This window comes from Microbacterium sp., from assembly GCF_047972865.1.
In the GTDB taxonomy this organism is placed as follows: Bacteria; Actinomycetota; Actinomycetes; order Actinomycetales; family Microbacteriaceae; genus Microbacterium.
Genome location: NZ_JBKEAY010000049.1, coordinates 1 through 17,386 on the forward strand (window position 1 = coordinate 1; position 17,386 = coordinate 17,386).

Here is a 17,386-nt window from a genome sequence, read left to right on the forward strand (position 1 = left end):
GTCGGCGCCCGCGAGGGCCTCTTCGATCTCCTCCGCGTGATCCTCGGCGGCACGACGGCCGACCTCGGGGTCCGCTCCGGCGCCGAGTCCGCGAGTCAGCTCACGGCCGACGTCGAGCTTGACGTCGGCGTCGCTCATCAGCAGCGCCTGCGCGTCGGTGTTGACCGCGATGAACTCAACGCCCCGCAACCCCAACTCGATCATGCGATTGACGGCGTTGACCCCGCCGCCGCCGACCCCGACGACTTTGATCACTGCGAGGTAGTTCTGGTTCTGGCTCATGCCGGCCTCCGTATCATCCCGAACCACGATGTCTAAACCTTGAACCTCTAGTAGAGGTTTAAAGAAATGCCGAGTATGCAATTCCTGAACACGAAGGTAAGCGCACGGATGCGTGCCCCCGATGATCTGGTGGGCGTGTCGCGAATCGCGGCGTGAGATCGGTGCTCAGCGGACGACGACGGCCCGGGGAGACGACACGTCGTACACCGAAACATCCTCCGGCGGCAGCGCTTCCATCGTCTTCTCCAGCACCAGCGCCTTTGTGGCGGACTCGTCCGCGGTCCCCCAGATGACATCGGTCGCGCCGCCGTCCAAGGTGAGCGTAACGTCGCTGCCGGTGGTCGCCGCCATCGCAGAGACCCGCGTACGGATCTCCTCCGGGAGGGCGCGGAAGACACGACCGACGGCCTCGAAGGCGGGCGAGCCGACGCCGCCGGCGACCGACAGCACCGGGTACCCCTCGGGCGCCGTGGCCGTCGTGGCCAGGGCGACACCGGCCGCGTCGACGAGCGTGAACCCCGCCGTCGACTCGAGCACGCCGATCGGCGTGCGCTCCACGATGCGCACGATCAGCTCGTGCGGTGGTCGCGACTCCAGCGCGTACGACTCCACGAGGGGAAAACCGACCAGGGCCGCCTTGACGGCACTGGTGTCGACGAGCGGCAGCGGCACGCCGAGCTGGTCCTCCAGCGCCCCCTCGACCTCCGCGGCGTCGAGGGAGTCGGCACCGAGCACGCGCACCCGCTCGACGGCGAACAACGGACTGTACACCGCCGCGATCGTTCCCAGGACGAGCGCGACCACGGCGATCCCGGCTCCCACCCAGATGCGGCGGCGACGGCGCTGACCCGCGGTGAACCGCTTGACCTCGGCGCGCAGGGCCCGGCGACGGGCGCGGGCCGCCGCCCACACCTCACGCACACCCGCGCCGACAGGAACCGCTGCCGGGCCGGCGGCGCGGCCCGTGGCCTGCGGCACGTCCTGCGCGATCGGCATCACCGGTGCGACAGCCTGCTGGCGGGCGCTCTCGGCGTCCGGCGTGGTCGGCACCGGCGGCATCGACGCGGCCCGCGGCCGGGCACCGGCGGCAGCGGCCGCCTCGGCGGGAGTGGATCCGGTGACCGGTTCGGCGTCACCGGCATCCGCGGGAGGGTCGCTGTGCCGTTGCCACGGCGGTACCACTCGGCGCGCGGCGTCGTCGGCGGCGGGCGCGTCCGGTGACCGCGGCTGACCTGCCGGCGGCGGCAGCGGATCGGGGCGGCGCACCGGTCACTCCCGCGCGCTCGTCAGTGCCTGCAGGACGTCGGGGATGATGCGGTACACGTCTCCGCAGCCCAGCGTGATCACGAAATCGCCCTGACGCGCGACCGCGGCGGTGTAGGCCGCCGCCGCGGGCCAGTCGGCGACGAAACGCACCCGCGACGGGTCGGCGAACGCGCCGCTGACAAGTTCGCCGGTCACGCCGGGGATCGGGTCCTCGCGCGCGCCGTAGACCTCGAGGACCACCGTGTGGTCGGCGAGCGTCTCCAGCACCTCGGCGAACTCTCGGAACATGTCCCGCGTGCGCGAGTACGTGTGCGGCTGGTGCACGGCGATGAGGCGACCCGCACCGACGACGGTCCGGGCCGCCGACAGCGCCGCGGCGACCTCCGTCGGGTGATGCGCGTAGTCGTCGTAGACGCTGACGCCGCGCTCGACACCGTGCAGCTCGAACCTGCGCACCGTGCCGCCGAAACCCGCGACGGCGGCAGCGGCCCGCTCCAGCGAATGGCCGAGTGTGATCAGCACCGCCACGGCACCGGCCGCGTTAATCGCGTTGTGCGCGCCCGGCACCGCCAGCCTCACCCGGACCGACGCGTCCCCGTGGATGAGGGTGAACGCCACCGGCCCCGCGGCGGTGATGTCCGCGACGCGCACGTCCGCCCCGTCCGAGCGGCCGAACGTCACGACACGGGGATGGGTCAGCCCGGCGGTGACCCGGCGAGCGCCCTCGTCGTCGGCGGAGATCACGACCGCCTCGCGCGCCTCGCGCGCGAACCGGCCGAACCCCTCGTAGAAGGCGTCCCGGGTGCCCCAGTGGTCCAGATGATCGGGATCGACGTTGGTGATCAGCGCGATCGCGGTGTCGTAGAGCAAAAACGTGCCGTCGGACTCGTCGGCCTCGATCACGAACGTCTCGTCCGCACCGCTCCCGCTGGAGACGCCGAGGTCGGCGATCACACCGCCGTTGACGAACGACGGGTCCGCGTCGAGGGCACGCAGCGCGGTCACGATCATGCCGGTCGAGGTGGTCTTGCCGTGGGCACCGGCCACCGCGACGAGGCGGCGATCGCCGATCAGCCAGTGGAGTGCCTGCGAGCGGTGGATAATCGGGATGCCGCGATCGACGGCGGCGCGGTACTCCGGGTTCTCGGGCCAGATCGCACCGCTGAACACCACGGCATCCACCCCCGCCGGCAGGTGCGCGGCATCGTGGCCGACGTGCACATCGGCTCCGCGGTCGGCCAGGCGCCGCATCGCCGCACCGTCGGCACGGTCGGAGCCGGAGACGCGGATGCCGCGGTCGAGGTACATTCCGGCCAGTCCAGACATCCCCGAACCGCCGATACCGATGAAGTGTGCAGCCTCGATCCGCTCGGGGATCGGTGCGTTGAGGTCGGGTCTGATCATGGCTCGACAAGTCTAGGTCTCCCCGTCCCCGGGGAAGCTGAGCGACCCTCCGAGCGGGCGCAGACCCTACAGCGTGAGTCGTGACGAACGAGTCCCTCCCCGCCCGGCTCCCGCACGGGTTGCGTCCCATGCGCGCCCGCGATCCGCACGAGACGCACCGCGCCGCCACGCCCCTGGAACTGCCCTGGATCAGCGTCGTCGGCTACGAGGCGTACGGCGACGGGCACATCCGGCGCGCTCTAGCCGAGCTCTGATCGTCAGCGCGTCCGCGAGGCGTCGATCAGGGCGATGACGTCCTCGGTACCGGTGCGGGAACCGACCGTGGCAGCGCCGGCCCGCATCGCGGCGAGTGCGTCGCCGTCGGACAGCGCCGGAACGAGCTGCGTGCGGACGCGTTCGGCCGTGAACTCCGCATCGGGGATGAGCCGTGCCGCGCCCGCGGCGACCGCCGAACGGGCATTGAGCTCCTGCTCACCGTTGCCGACCGCGTACGGCACGTAGAAGGCCGGGATACCCAGGGCGCTCACCTCGCTGACCGTCGCCGACCCCGCGCGCGCCACGATCGCGTCCGCGAGCGCGAACGCGAGATCCATCCGGTCGAGGTAGGGCACCGCGACGTAGCCCTCGGCCGAGGCCGGCAGCTCGTTGCCGCCGCCCACCGCGTGCAGGACCTGCCAGCCGGCCGCGACGATGTCGGGCCACGACCCCGCGAGCGCCTCGTTGATGCGCCGTGCACCCAGTGAGCCGCCGAAAACCAGCAGCACCGGGCGGGCCGCATCCAGCCCGAACGCGGCAGCCGCCTCGGGTCGCCGCGCCGCGGTGTCCAGATCGACGAGCTCGCGGCGCAGCGGCATCCCCACCACCTGCGCACCCCGCAGCGGCGTCCCGGCGAAGGCCACGCCGGAGGCCGCCGCCCACCGCGCCCCCAGGATGTTCGCCAGTCCCGGCCGCGCGTTGGCCTCGTGAACGACGAACGGGACCTTCTCGCGGCGGGCGGCGATGTAGGCCGGCGCCGCGGCGTACCCGCCGAATCCCACCACGACGTCGACGCCGCGGTCGCGGAGGTGGGCACGCACCTGCGCGATCGCGCGACGGAAGCGGCCCGGGAAACGCAGCGCCGCCCCGTCCGGACGGCGCGGGAAGGGCACTTTATCGACGGTGAGCAGCTCGTAGCCGCGCTCGGGCACGAGCCGGGACTCCAGCCCCTCCCGGGTGCCGAGCACCAGGATCTCGGTGCGGTCGTCACGGGCCCGAAGTCCGTCGGCCACCGCCAACAACGGGTTGACGTGGCCCGCGGTTCCACCGCCGGCCAGCAGGTACGTGGTCATCCGATCGACCCTACCGGGTGCGCGCGGCCTGCCCCGACGCCGCCGTCTGCGGCAGCGAACGCGCCAGCGACAGCAGGACACCGGTGGCCAGCAGCACCGACAGCAGCGACGTCCCGCCCTGCGACATGAACGGCAGCGGCACACCCAGCGTCGGGAACACCCGCAGCACGACACCGATGTTGATGAGCGCCTGACCGACGACCCACACGGTGACCCCGCCGGCGACGATCCGCACGAACGGGTCGCGGGTCTTGCGGATGACGCGGAACGCTCCGACCGCGAACAGGGTGAACAGGGCCAGCACGACGACGCACCCGATGAGGCCGAGCTCCTCGCCGACGATCGCGAAGATGTAGTCGTGGGCGGCCGCCGGAAGCCAGTTGTATTTCTCGCGGGAGTTCCCGAGGCCCAGACCGAACACGCCGCCGTTGGCCAGGCCCCAGATCCCGTGCAGCGGCTGATAGCAGCCGTCGGTGTAGTCGGCGAGGCAGTTCGGGTCGAGGAAGCTCATGATGCGGCGCATGCGGTTGGGGCTCGACACCGCCAGGAACGCGACCGCGACCGCGGCCAGGATCAGCGGCAGCACGAAGATGCGCAGCTTGACGCCGGAGAAGAAGAGGGCGCCGAGCATGATCAACACGAGGACCATGGCGGTCCCGAGGTCAGCGCCGGCGAGGACGGAGCCGATCACCAGCGCCCCGACCGGTACCACCGGGATGAACACATGGCGCCAGTCGCCCAGCATGGTGTGCTTGCGGTAGAGCACGTAGCCGAGCCACAGCGCGAAGGCGAGCTTGAGGAACTCCGAGGGCTGGGCCTGGATCCCGGCGATCGAGATCCAGTTGCGGTTGCCCGCATCCTCGTAGCCGAGTCCGGTGAACACCAGCAGCTGCAGGCCCAGTGCCACGCCCAGGGCGACCCAGGACACCCGTTTCCAGAACAGCAGCGGCATGCGGCTCGCGACGAACATGAGCGGGATGCCGAGCACGGCGAACAGGCCCTGCTTGAGAACGACCTCGAACGGGCTCGCTCCGGCCGAGACCGACGTGGCGACCGTGGCCGACAGCACCATGACGAGGCCGAACACGGTGAGGATGAGCGCGGCCGAGGCGATCATCAGGAACTCGCTGGGAACCGGGGCGAACAGACGCCCGAGCCCCACGCGAGCGGTGAACCCGCGCTCGGCGCTCGCGAGCTCAGTGGGACGGACGGTCGGCCGCGTCCGGTCCTGCGTCGTCGTCACCGGGTTCCCTTCCCCACCGTTGCCTGACCGCGTCGGCGAACTTACGCCCACGGTCCTCGTAAGACACGAACTGGTCGAAGGACGCCGCCGCGGGGGCCAGGAGAACCGTGTCTCCCGCGACCGCGACATTCGCCGCCAGGGCGACCACGCGGGCCATGATGTTCTCAGTCTCGGACGGGTCGACCTCGAACACCGGCACCATCGGCGCGTGTCGCGCGAACGCCGCGGTGATCTCGCTGCGATCCACGCCGATGACGATCGCCGCTTTGACCCCCGGGCCGCGGGAGGCCACGAGGCCCGAGATGTCAACTCCTTTGAGCAGTCCGCCCACGACCCACACCGCCCCCGGGTAGGCCAGCAGCGACGAGGCGGCCGCGTGCGGATTGGTCGCCTTCGAGTCGTCCACCCACGTGGTGCCGTCGACGACGGCGACGACCTCGATGCGATGCGGATCGAGGCGGAACGTCTCCAGGGCCTCCCGGATCGCGCGCGGCGACACGTCGAACGACCGCGCCAGGGCGGACGCGGCGAGGATGTTCGCCACCGTGTGCGGCGCACCCAGACCGACGGCGGCGAGGTCGGCGACCGTCGCCAGCTCCAAGGCGCTGGTGCGGCGCTGTTCCAGGAAGGCGCGGTCCACGAGAATCCCGTCGACCAGGCCCAGGTCGCTCGGACCGGGCACCCCGAGGTCGAAGCCGATCGCCCGGCAGCCCTCCACGACGTCGGCCTGCTCCACCATCTCACGGGTCGCGTCGTCGGACTTGTTGTAGACGCACGCCACCTGCGTGTTGCGGTACACGACCGCCTTCGCCTCCCGGTATGCCGCGGCCGACCCGTGCCACTCCAAGTGATCGTCGGCGAGGTTCAGGCAGACACTGGCGTGCGGCGAGACGGCATCCTCACCCGACGACAGCCCCAGGTACCACAGCTGGTGACTGGACAGTTCGACGACGAACACGTCGAATCCGGCCGGGTCGCGCACCGCGTCGAGCACCGGCACGCCGATGTTGCCGCACGGTGCGGCGCGCACACCGCCCGCAGTCAACAGCGTGGCCGCCAGGCGCGTCGTCGTGGTCTTGCCGTTGGTGCCGGTGACCAGCATCCAGTCGGCGGGCCGCCCGTCCGCGCGCAGCACCTTGTCACGCACCCGCCACGCCAGCTCGATGTCGCCCCACAGCGGAATACCGCTGTCTTGCGCCCACCGGATGACCGGGTGGTGCGGGGGGAATCCCGGCGAGGCCACGATGACCTGCGGTCGATGGGCCACGACCTCCGCCGGGACCTCGTCGAGAGCGCCGACGTGGAGCGAGGCGCCGATGACGGGAAGGAGGTCCGCGTACTCCGCCGTGGCCGACTCGGTGGCCACGAGAACGTCCGCACCGAGCTCGGCAAGGGTGTCGGCCACCGAGAAACCGGTGACCGACAGACCGAGGACGACCACGCGAAGCCCCCGCCAGTCGGCGTGCCAGCTCGTGAGCGCCTCGAGGGTCACAGCACCGCCAACCAGGTGACGTAGAACAGACCCACGCCGGAGATCGCCAGCATGCCGGCGATGATCCACATGCGCACCACGATCGTGATCTCGGGCCAGCCCCGCATCTCGAGATGGTGGTGGAACGGGCTCATCAGGAACAGGCGCTTGCCGCCGGTCGCCTTGAAGTAGTACCGCTGCAGCAGGACGGAGCCGGGGGCGATGATGAAGATCCCGGCGATCACGATGGCGAGGATCTCGGTGCGCGACAGGATCGAGATCGCCGCCACGACGCCCCCCATCGCCATCGAGCCGGTGTCGCCCATGAAGATCTTGGCCTTCGGGGCGTTCCACCACAGGAATCCGACCAGCGCACCGACGAAGGACGCCGCCACGATCGTGAGATCCATCGGATCACGCGTCGTGTAGCAGGCCGACTGGTACGCCGTGACCAGTTCGGGGCTGGTGCACCTCTGCTGGAACTGCCAGAACGTCACCAGGCTGTACATCCCCACGCTGAAGATGCCGGCCCCGGTGGCCAGGCCGTCCAGGCCATCGGTGAGGTTCGCGGCGTTGGACCAGGCGACCGACAGGAACGAGACCCAGATGAGGTAGATGATCCAGCCGACCACGGCGCCGAGAGCCATGAAGCTCAGCGCCGGGATGTCGCGCACGAGCGAGATGAACGGGGATGCCGGCGTCTCGCCGACTTCGTTCGGGAAGTTCAGTGCGAGGACCCCGAACGGCACCGCGACGAGCACCTGACCGAGGATCTTGCGCCATCCCGACAGCCCGAGGCTACGCTGCTGGCGCACCTTCATGAAATCGTCCACGAAGCCGATCGCGCCGAGCCCGACCATCATCCACAGCACCAGCAGCCCGGAGCCGGTCGGGGGGGTGCCACCGGCGAACGAACCGGCAACGTAGCCGGTGATCGTCCCGAGGATGAACACGATGCCGCCCATCGTGGGGGTGCCGCGTTTGGCCCCGTGGCTCGGGTTGACCGGGTCTTCGGGGGTGCGGATCACCTGTCCCCAGCGCAGCCGCTGGAACAGCCGGATGAACAGGGGCGTGAGGAACAGCGTGAACGCGAAAGAGATCGCTGCGGACGCAAGGAGTGATCTCACGAGACCCAGTCTCCCAGACGGTCGCCCAAGTGCCGCAGTCCGGCGCTGTTGGACGACTTCACCAGCACCCGGTCGCCGTCGCGCAACTCGGTGCGCAGGTAGTCGAACGCGTCGTCGGCGTTCTCGAAGAACACCGCCTCCCCGTCCCAGGAGCCCTCTCCGATCGCCGCGAGATACAGCCGACGGGCCTCGGAGCCGACGATCACGATCCGCTCGATGCGTAACCGCACCGCCAGCAGCCCCACCCGGTCGTGCTCCTCACCGGCCTGCTCGCCCAGCTCGCTCATGGCCCCGAGCACGGCGACCTTCCGCTGACCCGGTGCCACGATCTGCGCGAGGGTGCGCAGGGCGGCGGCCATGGAATCGGGGCTGGCGTTGTAGGCGTCGTTGATGATGCGGATACGGTCGGTGCCCAGCGGCTGCATCCGCCACCGTTCGGCAACCTCAACGGTCTCCAGGCGCGCGATCGACTGCGCCAGCGGCACGCCGAGCTCCTGCGCTGCGGTGAGTGCGGCGAGAGCGTTGGAGATGTGGTGCTCGCCGAGCACCCGCATCCGCAACGGGTGGCGCTCGGCGCCGTCGATGACGGTGGCAGCGGTGCCGGACGCCGTGACCACGACATCCTCCGCCCGGACCTGCGCCGACGCGCTCCGGCCGAACCAGCGCACCGACACGCCACGGCCCTCGGCGACGGCGGCCATCGTGGCCACCCGCGGGTCGTCGGCGTTCAGCACGGCGAGGCCCCCGGGGCGCACCGCCTCGACCAGCTCGGTCTTGGCCGCGAGCGTGGCCTCCACTCCCCCGAATCCGCCGGCGTGGGCGAGACCGACCATCAGCGCCACGCCGATGTCGGGGGTGACCAGCCCGGCCAACCGGGCGATCTCACCCGGTCCGGCGGCGCCGAACTCACTGACGAGGAAGCGCGTGTGCTCGGTGATCCTGAGCATCGTCAGCGGTGCGCCGACCTCATTGTTGTACGACCCGCGCGGAGCGATCGTCTCCCCTGCGTCGGAGAGGATGCGCGCCAGGAGGTTCTTCGTCGTGGTCTTGCCGTTGGAACCGGTGATCCCGACGATCTGCAACGCTCCGCCCGCCCGCACCCGCGCTACGACCTCACGGGCGAGGTCGGCCAGCGCGGTGACGGCGTCGGCGACCACGATCTGTGACACCTCGGCCTCGACGCGCCGCTCCACGATCGCCAGGACCACGCCCGCCGCGGCGGCGGCCGCCACGAAACGGTGCCCGTCGGTGACCTCCCCCGGCTTGGCCACGAAGACGTCTCCGTCGCCGAGCACGCGCGAATCGGTCTCGACCGTCCCCGTCACCGGCGTCTCGGGCGTGTCCGCGCCGGACAGGAACAACTCACCACCGACGGTCCGCGCCACCTCGGCGAGCGTCATGCGGATCATGCGGGGGGTACCTTTCGCGCAGCAGCACACACGTGGTCGTCGAACACCGCGTCACCGCGTCACCGGCAGCAGCGAAGTCTCCGACTCCGACGGCATGATCCGGTAGTGCTTGAGCACCTGGGTCATCGCCTGGGTGAATGCGGGGCGGTTCGCCGACGACATGCGCGTCTTCTTCGGTTCGTCGAACACCGTCAGAACAACATACTGCGGATCGTCGGCCGGAGCATATCCGACCAGCGAGGTGAAGTACACACCGGACTTGTAACCGCCCTTGCCGTTCGGAACCTGCGCGGTTCCGGTCTTGCCTGCCATTCGGTATCCGTCAATGGCGACGTCGTCGGCGAGGGTCCCCTGCGCGAAGACGTTCTCCAGCATGAGCCCGACCTCGGCCGCGGTGCTCTTGTCGATCACGCGGGTCGGTGCGGGCAGGTCGGGTGCGTGCACGACACCGTCCGCGCTCGTGCACGACTCCACCAGACTGAGCGGCATCCGCACCCCGTCGTTGGCAATCGTCTGGTACACGCTGGCGACCTGCGGCACCGTCACCGTGAACGCCTGACCGAACGTCGTCGTGTAGTAGGTCTGGTTATCCCACTGGTCGACCGGGATGTAGGTTCCCTGCGGCTCGCCGGGCCAGTTCAACGCGGTGCCTTCGCCGACGCCGAACTTCTGCAGATACTCCAACCGGGTCTCCGGGTCGACGAGCGCGCCGAACTGCGACATCGCGACGTTCGAAGAGCGCACCAGCCCGCCCGCGAGGGTGAGCGTCTCGGTCGCGTGATGCTCGGAGTCGTTGATGACCGCGCCATTGGCGAACACCTTCCGGTCGGGAACGACCACGGTGGATGCCGAGGTCAACCCGGCCTGTTCGATCGCGGTCGCCGCCGTGACCGGCTTGAACGTCGATCCGGGCTCGTACGAGTAGCGCAGCAGACGCGAGGCCCGGTCCTCCGGCGCCGACGCTCCGACGTCGTTCGGATCGACGCTGGCCGTCTCCGCGGCGGCGCGGATCTTACCGGTCGCGACCTCCACGACGACGATCCCGCCCCAGTTCGCGCGAAGCCGGTCGGTCTCCTCGGCGATGAGCTGCTGCATGTACCACTGCAGATCCGCGTCGATCGTGAGGCGCAGGGTGCCCCCGTCAGTCGCCTTCTCGGTCTCCTCCGTCCCGGGGATGATCACCCCGTCGGCGCCGCGCTGGTACAGGACCCTGCCGTCCTCGGCGGCCAGGCACGATTCCTCGACCGACTCGATCCCCTCCAGCGGGGTGCCGTCGGAACCGACGAAGCCGACGATGTTCCCGGCGACCGCGCCGTCGGGGTAGGTGCGGGCCGGGTGCGGCGGGAACGTGAGGAAGGGGAGCTCCAGCTCAGCCAGTTCCCGGTAGGTGGCCGTCGACGCGTAACGCGTGATGTACTCGAACCGGTCGGCGGGGTCTGCCGCGACGGCATCGGTCACCACGGCGGCTACCTTCGCGGCATCCTGCCCGGTGATCTCGGCGATCGCAGCGGCGAGCTCGGTCCACTCGATGGTCACCGGCTGGCCCTCGTCGTCGAGGATCTTCTTCCCGTCGGCGTCGGTGGCGGCGATCCCCTTGGCGGCCATCATCGGGTCGACCTGGACGTCGTAGAGCGTGGTGCTGGTGGCCAGCACTGCCCCGTGCGTGTCGGTGATCTCGCCGCGGGCACCGTACACGACGCGGGCGGTCTCGGTGGCCAGGTCGCGCGAGTCGCTGATGTGCTGGTTCGCGTTGACCACCTGGATGTCCACGAGACGGATGACGAAGGCGGCCAGCACGATGAGAACCACGGCGAGCGCGACGACGGTGCGTCGACGCTGGCTTCGGGTCGCTCGAGTCGTCATGTATCTCAGTGTGTGGTGGGCGTGGGCAGTCCGTCGGCGATCGGCGGGGGTGTCGGCGTATTGGCGACGGATCCCAGTTCGACCGTGGCCCCGGTGTCGAGGGTCGCGTCGGGGTCGGTGGCCAGCGAGGTTCCGCTGACCAGCGCGTTCGCGACGGCTGCGTCACGGAGTGCGTGCACGCTGGTGGATCCGCTGGCCGGCTGGCCGGTTCCGATGATCTGCCCGTCGCTCAGCCGCAGGTAGTTGGGCTCCTGCCCGGTCACCATGCCCAGGGCCGACGCGTTGGCGGCCAGGTACTGCGGGGAGCTGAGGCCGACGACGGAGTCCTCGAGGACCTGACGCTGCTGCGACAACTCCCGCTGCTGACCGGTCAGCGCGGCCAGTTCGTACGACCCCTGCGTGGTCAGGATGGACAGACCCAGCTGCGCCGCGCCGATCGCGCAGGCGCCGGCGACCGCGATGATGCCGTACAGCACACGCGGGCGGCGCGCCGGCCGGGGACGGTCGAGCGCGCGGAAGCGACGCGGCGGCGGAGGTGTCTCCGGAACGGCTTGCCGGCGCGCGACCGGAAGGGCATCCGCGCTCATGCCGCGGCTCGCAAACGCTCCGCGGCCCGCAGCCGCACCGGTGTCGCACGCGGGTTGGCGACGCGCTCATCCGCCGACGCCAGCTCCGCGCCCTTGACGAGCAGCCGGAACCTCGGCGCGTGCTCCGCAAGCTCCACCGGCAGTCCCACCGGCGCCGTCGACGACGATGCCGCCGCGAAAACCCGCTTCGTGTACCGGTCCTCCAACGACTGATAGCTCATGACCACGATGCGCCCTCCCACCGGCAGCAGCCCCATCGCCGCGGGGAGCGCTCGCTCCCACACGGCCAGCTCCGTGTTGACCTCGATGCGCAACGCCTGGAAAACGCGCTTGGCCGGGTGCCCCGCACGCTCCCGCAGCACAGCGGCCGGTGTCGCCGCGATCAGGATCTCGACGAGTCGCGCCGAGCGCGTGATCGCGCCGTCGGCCCGCGCCGCGACGATCGCGCGCGCGTACCGCGCCGCGAGCTTCTCCTCGCCGTAGCGCTCGAAGATGCGGCGCAGGTCGCCTTCCGCGTAGGTGGCGAGGATGTCCGCTGCGGTGAGGCCGTCGGTCTGGTCCATCCGCATGTCCAGCGGTGCGTCATGCGCGTACGAGAAGCCACGGCTGGCGTCGTCCAGGTGCAGCGACGAGACGCCGAGATCGAACAGGATGCCGTCGACGCGGGTCCGGCCGGCCTGAGCGACGGCGTCGACGATGCCGTCGTACACCGCGTGCACGAGCGTCACCCGATCGCCGAAACGCGACAACCGCTGTCCGGCGATGCGCAGCGCTGCGGTGTCGCGGTCCAGGCCGATCAGGTGGATGCCGCCGAAACGCTCCAGCAGCGCTTCGGAGTGCCCGCCCATGCCCTCCGTCGCGTCGACGAGGACCGCGCCCTCGTGCGAGAGCGCGGGGGCGAGCAACTCGATGCAGCGGTCGAGCAGAACCGGAGTGTGGATGTCGCGGACGTCCATGGCGGTGGGGGCCGACCCCCGCCCCTGATCCCCATCCGCTCCGACCTGCTACCGGGGAAGGTGTGTCAGGGCGTGCGGCTGGGAGTCACGGGCGGGGCTCAGAACAGTCCCGGAATCACCTCCTGCTCCATGTCTGAATAGGTGTCTTCGTTGCCGTCGGCGTAGGCGTTCCACGCGTCGGCGTTCCAGATCTCGGCGTGTGCCCCGACGCCGGTGAGGACGAGCTCGCGCTCGAGGTTCGCGTAGGTGCGCAGGTGCGGCGGGATCGTGATGCGGTTCTGGCTGTCGGGCTTTTCCGAGCTCGCCCCGGACAGGAACATGCGCTGGAAGCCGCGGGCGTCCTTGTTGGTCAGCGGCGCTTCGCGCATCTTCTCGTAGAGGCGCTCGAACTCGGCCTCGCTGAACAGGTAGAGGCACCGGTCCTGACCGCGGGTCACGACGACGCTCCCACGGAGGTCGTCGCGGAACTTGGCCGGCAGGATGACGCGGCCCTTGTCGTCGAGTTTCGGGGTGTGGGTACCCAGCAGCATCGTCTCGGCACCGCCTTCCCCTGTCTGTCCCACCACGTTTTGCGCCACTTTACTCCACTTTCCTCCACTTCACTATCGATTCCCGGGAATCGCTCCCCGCAGACACAAAAAAGCACCGACCCGAAGGTCGGTGCTTTTCGAATCGGTGCGGGTCAGCGCCCTTCTTGGCGCTTGTCCCAACGGTTGTTCATGCGGTCCATGAACGAGGTGGAGGACGGTGGAGCGGCGGTGGCCGCGCCCGCCTGCGGGCGCGCGCGGGCGCCCGAGCCACGCGTCGGTGTCACGGCCAGGACGACGCCGCCGACCATGACCACGAAGGCGATCACGCCCACGACGACCAGGCTCGTCGACACGCCCACGAGCAGTCCGGCCAGACCGACCAGGACGAGGATCGTGCCGTACACGATGTTCCGGTAGCTGAGCGACCGCCCTTCGCGAGAGGCACTCACGACGTCGGCGTCAGTGCGCATGAGATGGCGTTCCATCTCGTCCAGCAGACGCTGGTCCTGTTCTGACAGCGGCATGCTTCTCCCTCGTCGGCGGTGTAGATCTGACTCGATTGTACGCGCGGGTACGAGAACTAGGCTAGGCCCGTGAACCCGACTCCGGACGCGATCGAAACCGTTTCTCAGCGACTGGAAAGGTTCGTCGCCGAGCAGGCGCATGCCGTCGTCGACATGGGCGACGACGCCGCCTCTCTCGTGGCCGAGGCAGCCGCCGCGACCGGCGGCGGGAAACGGTTGCGGGCCCGGTTCTGCCTCACCGGCTGGGACGCGGTGCGCGAGCACGCTGGCGCCCCGCAAACGGCCGAGGAGTCGGTGATCGCTGCGGCCGCCGCGCTGGAGATCTTCCAGGCCGCCGCGCTGGTGCACGACGACATCATCGATAACTCCGATACCCGGCGCGGGCGACCCTCGGCCCATCGACGACTCGAAGCGCAGCACCGCGATTCCGACTGGGCCGGCGATGCCGCTCGGTTCGGCCGTTCCGCCGCGATCCTGCTGGGCGACCTGCTGGTGGCCTGGAGCGATGACCTCTTCGAGGAAGGCCTGAGCGAGGCCGCCCACGCCGCCGACGCGCGCCGCCGCTACGGCCGCATGCGCCGGGACGTGACGCTCGGTCAATACCTCGACATCGCCGCCGAAGCCGGGAACGCCGACGCCGATCCGGCAGGCCAGGCCGAGCGCGCGCTGCTCGTGGCGACCCTCAAGTCGGCGCGCTACAGCGTGCAGCAGCCGCTGCTGATCGGCGCCGAACTGGCGGGGGCGACACCGACCCAACGCCAGGCGCTGTCGGAGTTCGGGCTTCCGATCGGACTCGCCTTCCAGTTGCGCGACGACATCCTCGGGGTCTTCGGCGACGCGGCCGTGACCGGCAAGCCCTCGGGCGACGATCTGCGTGAGGGCAAGCGGACCCTGCTCATCGCCTACGCCCGGGACGCGCTGGCCCCGGGCGCCCGTCGCCTGCTGGACGAACTGCTCGGCGACCCCGACCTCGACGCGGCGCAGATCGCCGCCGTGCAGAACACGATCGTCGACACCGGTGCGCTGGCCCGCGTCGAGGCAGACATCGCGGCCTACACGGAGCGGGCCGATCGCGCGCTGCGGGGCGCGCCGCTGGGCACCCACACCGTCGGGCGGTTGCGCGATCTCGCGCGCGCGGCGACCGCTCGGCGGGCCTGAGCAGGATCAGGCGAGCGTCTGGGCGACGCGGCGCACCTCACTCTTGCGGCCAGCCAGCAGCGCCTCGATCGGAGCCACACCGATCGAGGGTTCCGGATCCATCAGCCAGTCGATGAGCTCGTCGTCCGAGAACCCGGCATCCTGCAGCACGATCACCGTGCCGCGCAGGGACGGAAGCGGTCGGCCCTCTACCAGGAACACCGCCGGCACCTTCAGCGGGCCATCGCGGCGCGAGCCGACCAGGTGCCTGTCGTCGAGAAAACGGTGCACGCGGCCCACCGGTTCGCCGGTGGCTTCGGCCACCTCGGCGAGTGTGAGCCATTCCGTCGATATCGTCACCCCTCCATCGTCTCACCTCGACCGACGGCCGCACACAGCGGTGGTCCAGTGCGCCCGCAGGGGTGAGCCGCTGCCCGGGGTCGGGGCCCGCGCTCCGTAGACTCTCCCCGTGAGTTCGAGCCAGCCAACCGACCCGCTGATCGGCCGACTGGTCGACGGCCGGTATCGGGTGCGCGCCCGGATCGCCCGTGGCGGCATGGCCACCGTCTACGTCGCGACCGATCTGCGCCTCGAGCGCCGCATCGCGCTGAAGGTCATGCACGGACACCTCACCGACGACTCCGTGTTCCAGGACCGGTTCATCCAGGAGGCGCGCGCCGCGGCGCGCCTGGCCGATTCCCACGTCGTCAACGTCTTCGACCAGGGGCAGGACGGCGACATGGCGTACCTCGTCATGGAGTACCTGCCCGGCATCACGCTGCGCGAACTACTCCGCGAACAGCGTCGGCTGTCGATCCCGCAGACCATCACGATCATGGACGCCATCCTGTCGGGGCTGGCCGCCGCGCATCGCGCCGGCATCGTCCACCGTGACGTGAAACCCGAGAACGTGCTGCTGGCCGAGGACGGCCGCATCAAGATCGGTGACTTCGGCCTGGCCCGCGCGACCACCGCCAACACCGCGTCGGGGCAGATGCTTCTGGGCACGATCGCCTACCTCGCGCCGGAACTGGTCACCCGCGGCACCGCCGACGCCCGCAGCGACATCTACGCGCTCGGGATCATGCTGTACGAGATGCTCGCCGGTGAGCAGCCCTACAAGGGCGAGCAGCCCATGCAGATCGCCTACCAGCACGCGACCGATTCGGTGCCGCGGCCCAGCGCGAAGAACCCCGGCATCCCGGAGCAGCTCGACGAACTGGTGCTGTGGGCCACCGAGCGGGAGCCCGACGATCGTCCCGTCGACGCGCGGGCGATGCTGAACCGTCTGCGGGAGATCGAGGACGACCTCGGCGTGCACCCGCAGGTCGTCCGGAGCGCTCCGACCGGGCCGATCGCCGTCGACGACGGCATCGACTCTCATGAAGTGACGAAGATCCTCCCGGGCACATTCACGGCACCGCTGGTCACCGCCGGACCGGACAACGCGACCAGGTTGCGGCGCCGCACGCGGCGCAACGCCGCCAAGGGCTGGTGGCTCATCGCCCTCGTGCTCGTGCTCGCTGGCGCCGCCGCCGGGGTGGGCTGGTGGTTCGGCTCCGGACCGGGCTCGCTCATCGAGGTGCCCGAGGTCGCCGGGGGCACGTACGACGAAGCCGCGGACGCGCTCGCGGCGCGCGAGCTCGTCGCCGAGCCCGGCGAACAGCACAGTCTAGAGATTCCCGCCGACGAGGTCATCGCGACCGACCCGGCAGCCGGCGCGCGGGTTGAGAGGGGCGCACCGGTGACGGTGATCGTCTCGACCGGGCCGGCCTCCGCCGACCTTCCGCGGCTGCAGGGCATGACCGATGACGAGGCGACGGCCGCCCTCCGGAAGGCTCACATCGAGGTGACCGACCGGCCCGAGTTCTTCACCGACCTGGCCGACGGCACCGTCGTGCGCGTGTTCGTCACAGAGCAAGAGGGAACCGAGCCTGTCGAATGCACCCAGGGGTGTTCCGTACTGGAGGGATCGACGGCCGAACTGCGCGTCTCGCTGGGACCGGTCCCCGACGTCACGGGGGACTCGATCGACTCTGCGACATCGACCCTGGAGGGCGTCGGCCTGCAGGTCGCGACGACCGAGGAGTTCAGTGACGACGTGGATGAGGGCCATGTCATCCGCATGCTGGACCGTGACGGCGGTGGCAGTTTCCGACCCGACGACACCGTGACGCTCGTCGTCTCGAAAGGACCGGAACCGATCGCGATCCCCGATGTGATCGGTTGGACGATCCGCGACGCGGTCGCCGAACTCGA

Annotated in this window: 16 protein-coding genes and 1 pseudogene; 3 read left to right on the plus strand and 14 right to left on the minus strand. The window is 70.3% G+C overall.

All coding sequences use genetic code 11. The features are described 5' to 3' along the window. The 3 genes and pseudogenes from ACK5KK_RS02665 to murC form a co-directional block, all read right to left on the minus strand. A pseudogene (locus ACK5KK_RS02665) lies at positions 1-282 on the minus strand (cell division protein FtsZ); the annotation flags it as partial. A 165-nt stretch (positions 283-447) separates the two neighbouring features. After that, positions 448-1,548: a cell division protein FtsQ/DivIB gene (locus ACK5KK_RS02670; protein WP_416888546.1), complete on the minus strand. Its 1,101-nt coding sequence runs from the start codon at positions 1,546-1,548 to the stop codon at positions 448-450. Between the two features lie 3 nt (positions 1,549-1,551). Further along, the gene (gene murC / locus ACK5KK_RS02675) at positions 1,552-2,952 is read right to left on the minus strand and encodes a UDP-N-acetylmuramate--L-alanine ligase (protein WP_416888547.1); all 1,401 of its coding nucleotides are present in this window, start codon (positions 2,950-2,952) and stop codon (positions 1,552-1,554) included. Between the two features lie 80 nt (positions 2,953-3,032). On the opposite strand from murC, the gene ACK5KK_RS02680 reads away from it, so the two are divergent. Continuing rightward, positions 3,033-3,206, plus strand: a complete 174-nt coding sequence (locus ACK5KK_RS02680) for a hypothetical protein (protein ID WP_416888548.1) — start codon at positions 3,033-3,035, stop codon at positions 3,204-3,206. 3 nt (positions 3,207-3,209) lie between these two features. Here ACK5KK_RS02680 and ACK5KK_RS02685 read toward each other — a convergent pair whose 3' ends face one another. The 10 genes from ACK5KK_RS02685 to ACK5KK_RS02730 all read right to left on the minus strand — a co-directional run bounded on the left by ACK5KK_RS02685 (position 3,210) and on the right by ACK5KK_RS02730 (position 13,990). Further along, positions 3,210-4,280: a UDP-N-acetylglucosamine--N-acetylmuramyl-(pentapeptide) pyrophosphoryl-undecaprenol N-acetylglucosamine transferase gene (locus tag ACK5KK_RS02685; RefSeq protein ID WP_416888549.1), complete on the minus strand. Its 1,071-nt coding sequence runs from the start codon at positions 4,278-4,280 to the stop codon at positions 3,210-3,212. A 10-nt stretch (positions 4,281-4,290) separates the two neighbouring features. Next, positions 4,291-5,523, minus strand: coding sequence for a putative lipid II flippase FtsW (gene ftsW, locus ACK5KK_RS02690; RefSeq protein WP_416888550.1), 1,233 nt, complete (start codon positions 5,521-5,523; stop codon positions 4,291-4,293). Beyond that, entirely contained in the window at positions 5,477-7,030 is a 1,554-nt protein-coding gene (murD, locus tag ACK5KK_RS02695) for a UDP-N-acetylmuramoyl-L-alanine--D-glutamate ligase (RefSeq protein ID WP_416888559.1), read from the minus strand. The genes ftsW and murD overlap by 47 nt, the downstream gene beginning before the upstream one ends. Next, positions 7,012-8,121, minus strand: coding sequence for a phospho-N-acetylmuramoyl-pentapeptide-transferase (gene mraY / locus ACK5KK_RS02700; RefSeq protein ID WP_416888551.1), 1,110 nt, complete (start codon positions 8,119-8,121; stop codon positions 7,012-7,014). The genes murD and mraY overlap by 19 nt, the downstream gene beginning before the upstream one ends. Continuing rightward, the gene (locus ACK5KK_RS02705) at positions 8,118-9,530 is read right to left on the minus strand and encodes a UDP-N-acetylmuramoyl-tripeptide--D-alanyl-D-alanine ligase (protein WP_416888552.1); all 1,413 of its coding nucleotides are present in this window, start codon (positions 9,528-9,530) and stop codon (positions 8,118-8,120) included. Before ACK5KK_RS02705 ends, mraY begins: the two co-directional genes overlap by 4 nt. A 51-nt stretch (positions 9,531-9,581) precedes the next feature. Further along, the gene (locus tag ACK5KK_RS02710; protein ID WP_416888553.1) at positions 9,582-11,393 is read right to left on the minus strand and encodes a peptidoglycan D,D-transpeptidase FtsI family protein; all 1,812 of its coding nucleotides are present in this window, start codon (positions 11,391-11,393) and stop codon (positions 9,582-9,584) included. Between the two features lie 5 nt (positions 11,394-11,398). After that, entirely contained in the window at positions 11,399-11,980 is a 582-nt protein-coding gene (locus ACK5KK_RS02715; protein WP_416888554.1) for a hypothetical protein, read from the minus strand. Next, on the minus strand, positions 11,977-12,936 hold the full coding sequence (gene rsmH, locus ACK5KK_RS02720; RefSeq protein WP_416888555.1) for a 16S rRNA (cytosine(1402)-N(4))-methyltransferase RsmH: 960 nt from the start codon (positions 12,934-12,936) through the stop codon (positions 11,977-11,979). Before rsmH ends, ACK5KK_RS02715 begins: the two co-directional genes overlap by 4 nt. Positions 12,937-13,034: 98 nt before the next feature. Further along, positions 13,035-13,466 carry a division/cell wall cluster transcriptional repressor MraZ gene (mraZ, locus tag ACK5KK_RS02725; protein WP_416888560.1) on the minus strand — a complete coding sequence of 144 codons (432 nt, stop codon included), beginning with the start codon at positions 13,464-13,466 and terminating at the stop codon, positions 13,035-13,037. Between the two features lie 152 nt (positions 13,467-13,618). Beyond that, positions 13,619-13,990 (minus strand): DUF3040 domain-containing protein, encoded by a 372-nt coding sequence (locus tag ACK5KK_RS02730; protein ID WP_416888556.1) that lies wholly within the window; start codon positions 13,988-13,990, stop codon positions 13,619-13,621. Positions 13,991-14,059: 69 nt separating this feature from the next. On the opposite strand from ACK5KK_RS02730, the gene ACK5KK_RS02735 reads away from it, so the two are divergent. Next, positions 14,060-15,148: a polyprenyl synthetase family protein gene (locus ACK5KK_RS02735; RefSeq protein WP_416888557.1), complete on the plus strand. Its 1,089-nt coding sequence runs from the start codon at positions 14,060-14,062 to the stop codon at positions 15,146-15,148. Between the two features lie 6 nt (positions 15,149-15,154). Here ACK5KK_RS02735 and ACK5KK_RS02740 read toward each other — a convergent pair whose 3' ends face one another. Then, positions 15,155-15,481, minus strand: coding sequence for an Rv2175c family DNA-binding protein (locus tag ACK5KK_RS02740; protein WP_416888561.1), 327 nt, complete (start codon positions 15,479-15,481; stop codon positions 15,155-15,157). Between the two features lie 115 nt (positions 15,482-15,596). Here ACK5KK_RS02740 and pknB point away from each other — a divergent pair. Then, positions 15,597-17,386 (plus strand): Stk1 family PASTA domain-containing Ser/Thr kinase (pknB, locus tag ACK5KK_RS02745; protein ID WP_416888558.1); only part of this gene is annotated, 1,790 nt, incomplete at its 3' end.

Bases quoted from the DNA above. Each gene is read 5' to 3' on its own strand.
- murC (WP_416888547.1), bottom strand. From the start codon at position 2,952: ATGATCAGACCCGACCTCAACGCACCGATCCCCGAGCGGATCGAGGCT.
- ACK5KK_RS02685 (WP_416888549.1), bottom strand. From the start codon at position 4,280: ATGACCACGTACCTGCTGGCCGGCGGTGGAACCGCGGGCCACGTCAAC.
- ACK5KK_RS02705 (WP_416888552.1), bottom strand. From the start codon at position 9,530: ATGATCCGCATGACGCTCGCCGAGGTGGCGCGGACCGTCGGTGGTGAG.
- ACK5KK_RS02710 (WP_416888553.1), bottom strand. From the start codon at position 11,393: ATGACGACTCGAGCGACCCGAAGCCAGCGTCGACGCACCGTCGTCGCG.
- ACK5KK_RS02715 (WP_416888554.1), bottom strand. From the start codon at position 11,980: ATGAGCGCGGATGCCCTTCCGGTCGCGCGCCGGCAAGCCGTTCCGGAG.
- rsmH (WP_416888555.1), bottom strand. From the start codon at position 12,936: ATGGACGTCCGCGACATCCACACTCCGGTTCTGCTCGACCGCTGCATC.
- mraZ (WP_416888560.1), bottom strand. From the start codon at position 13,466: ATGCTGCTGGGTACCCACACCCCGAAACTCGACGACAAGGGCCGCGTC.
- ACK5KK_RS02730 (WP_416888556.1), bottom strand. From the start codon at position 13,990: ATGCCGCTGTCAGAACAGGACCAGCGTCTGCTGGACGAGATGGAACGC.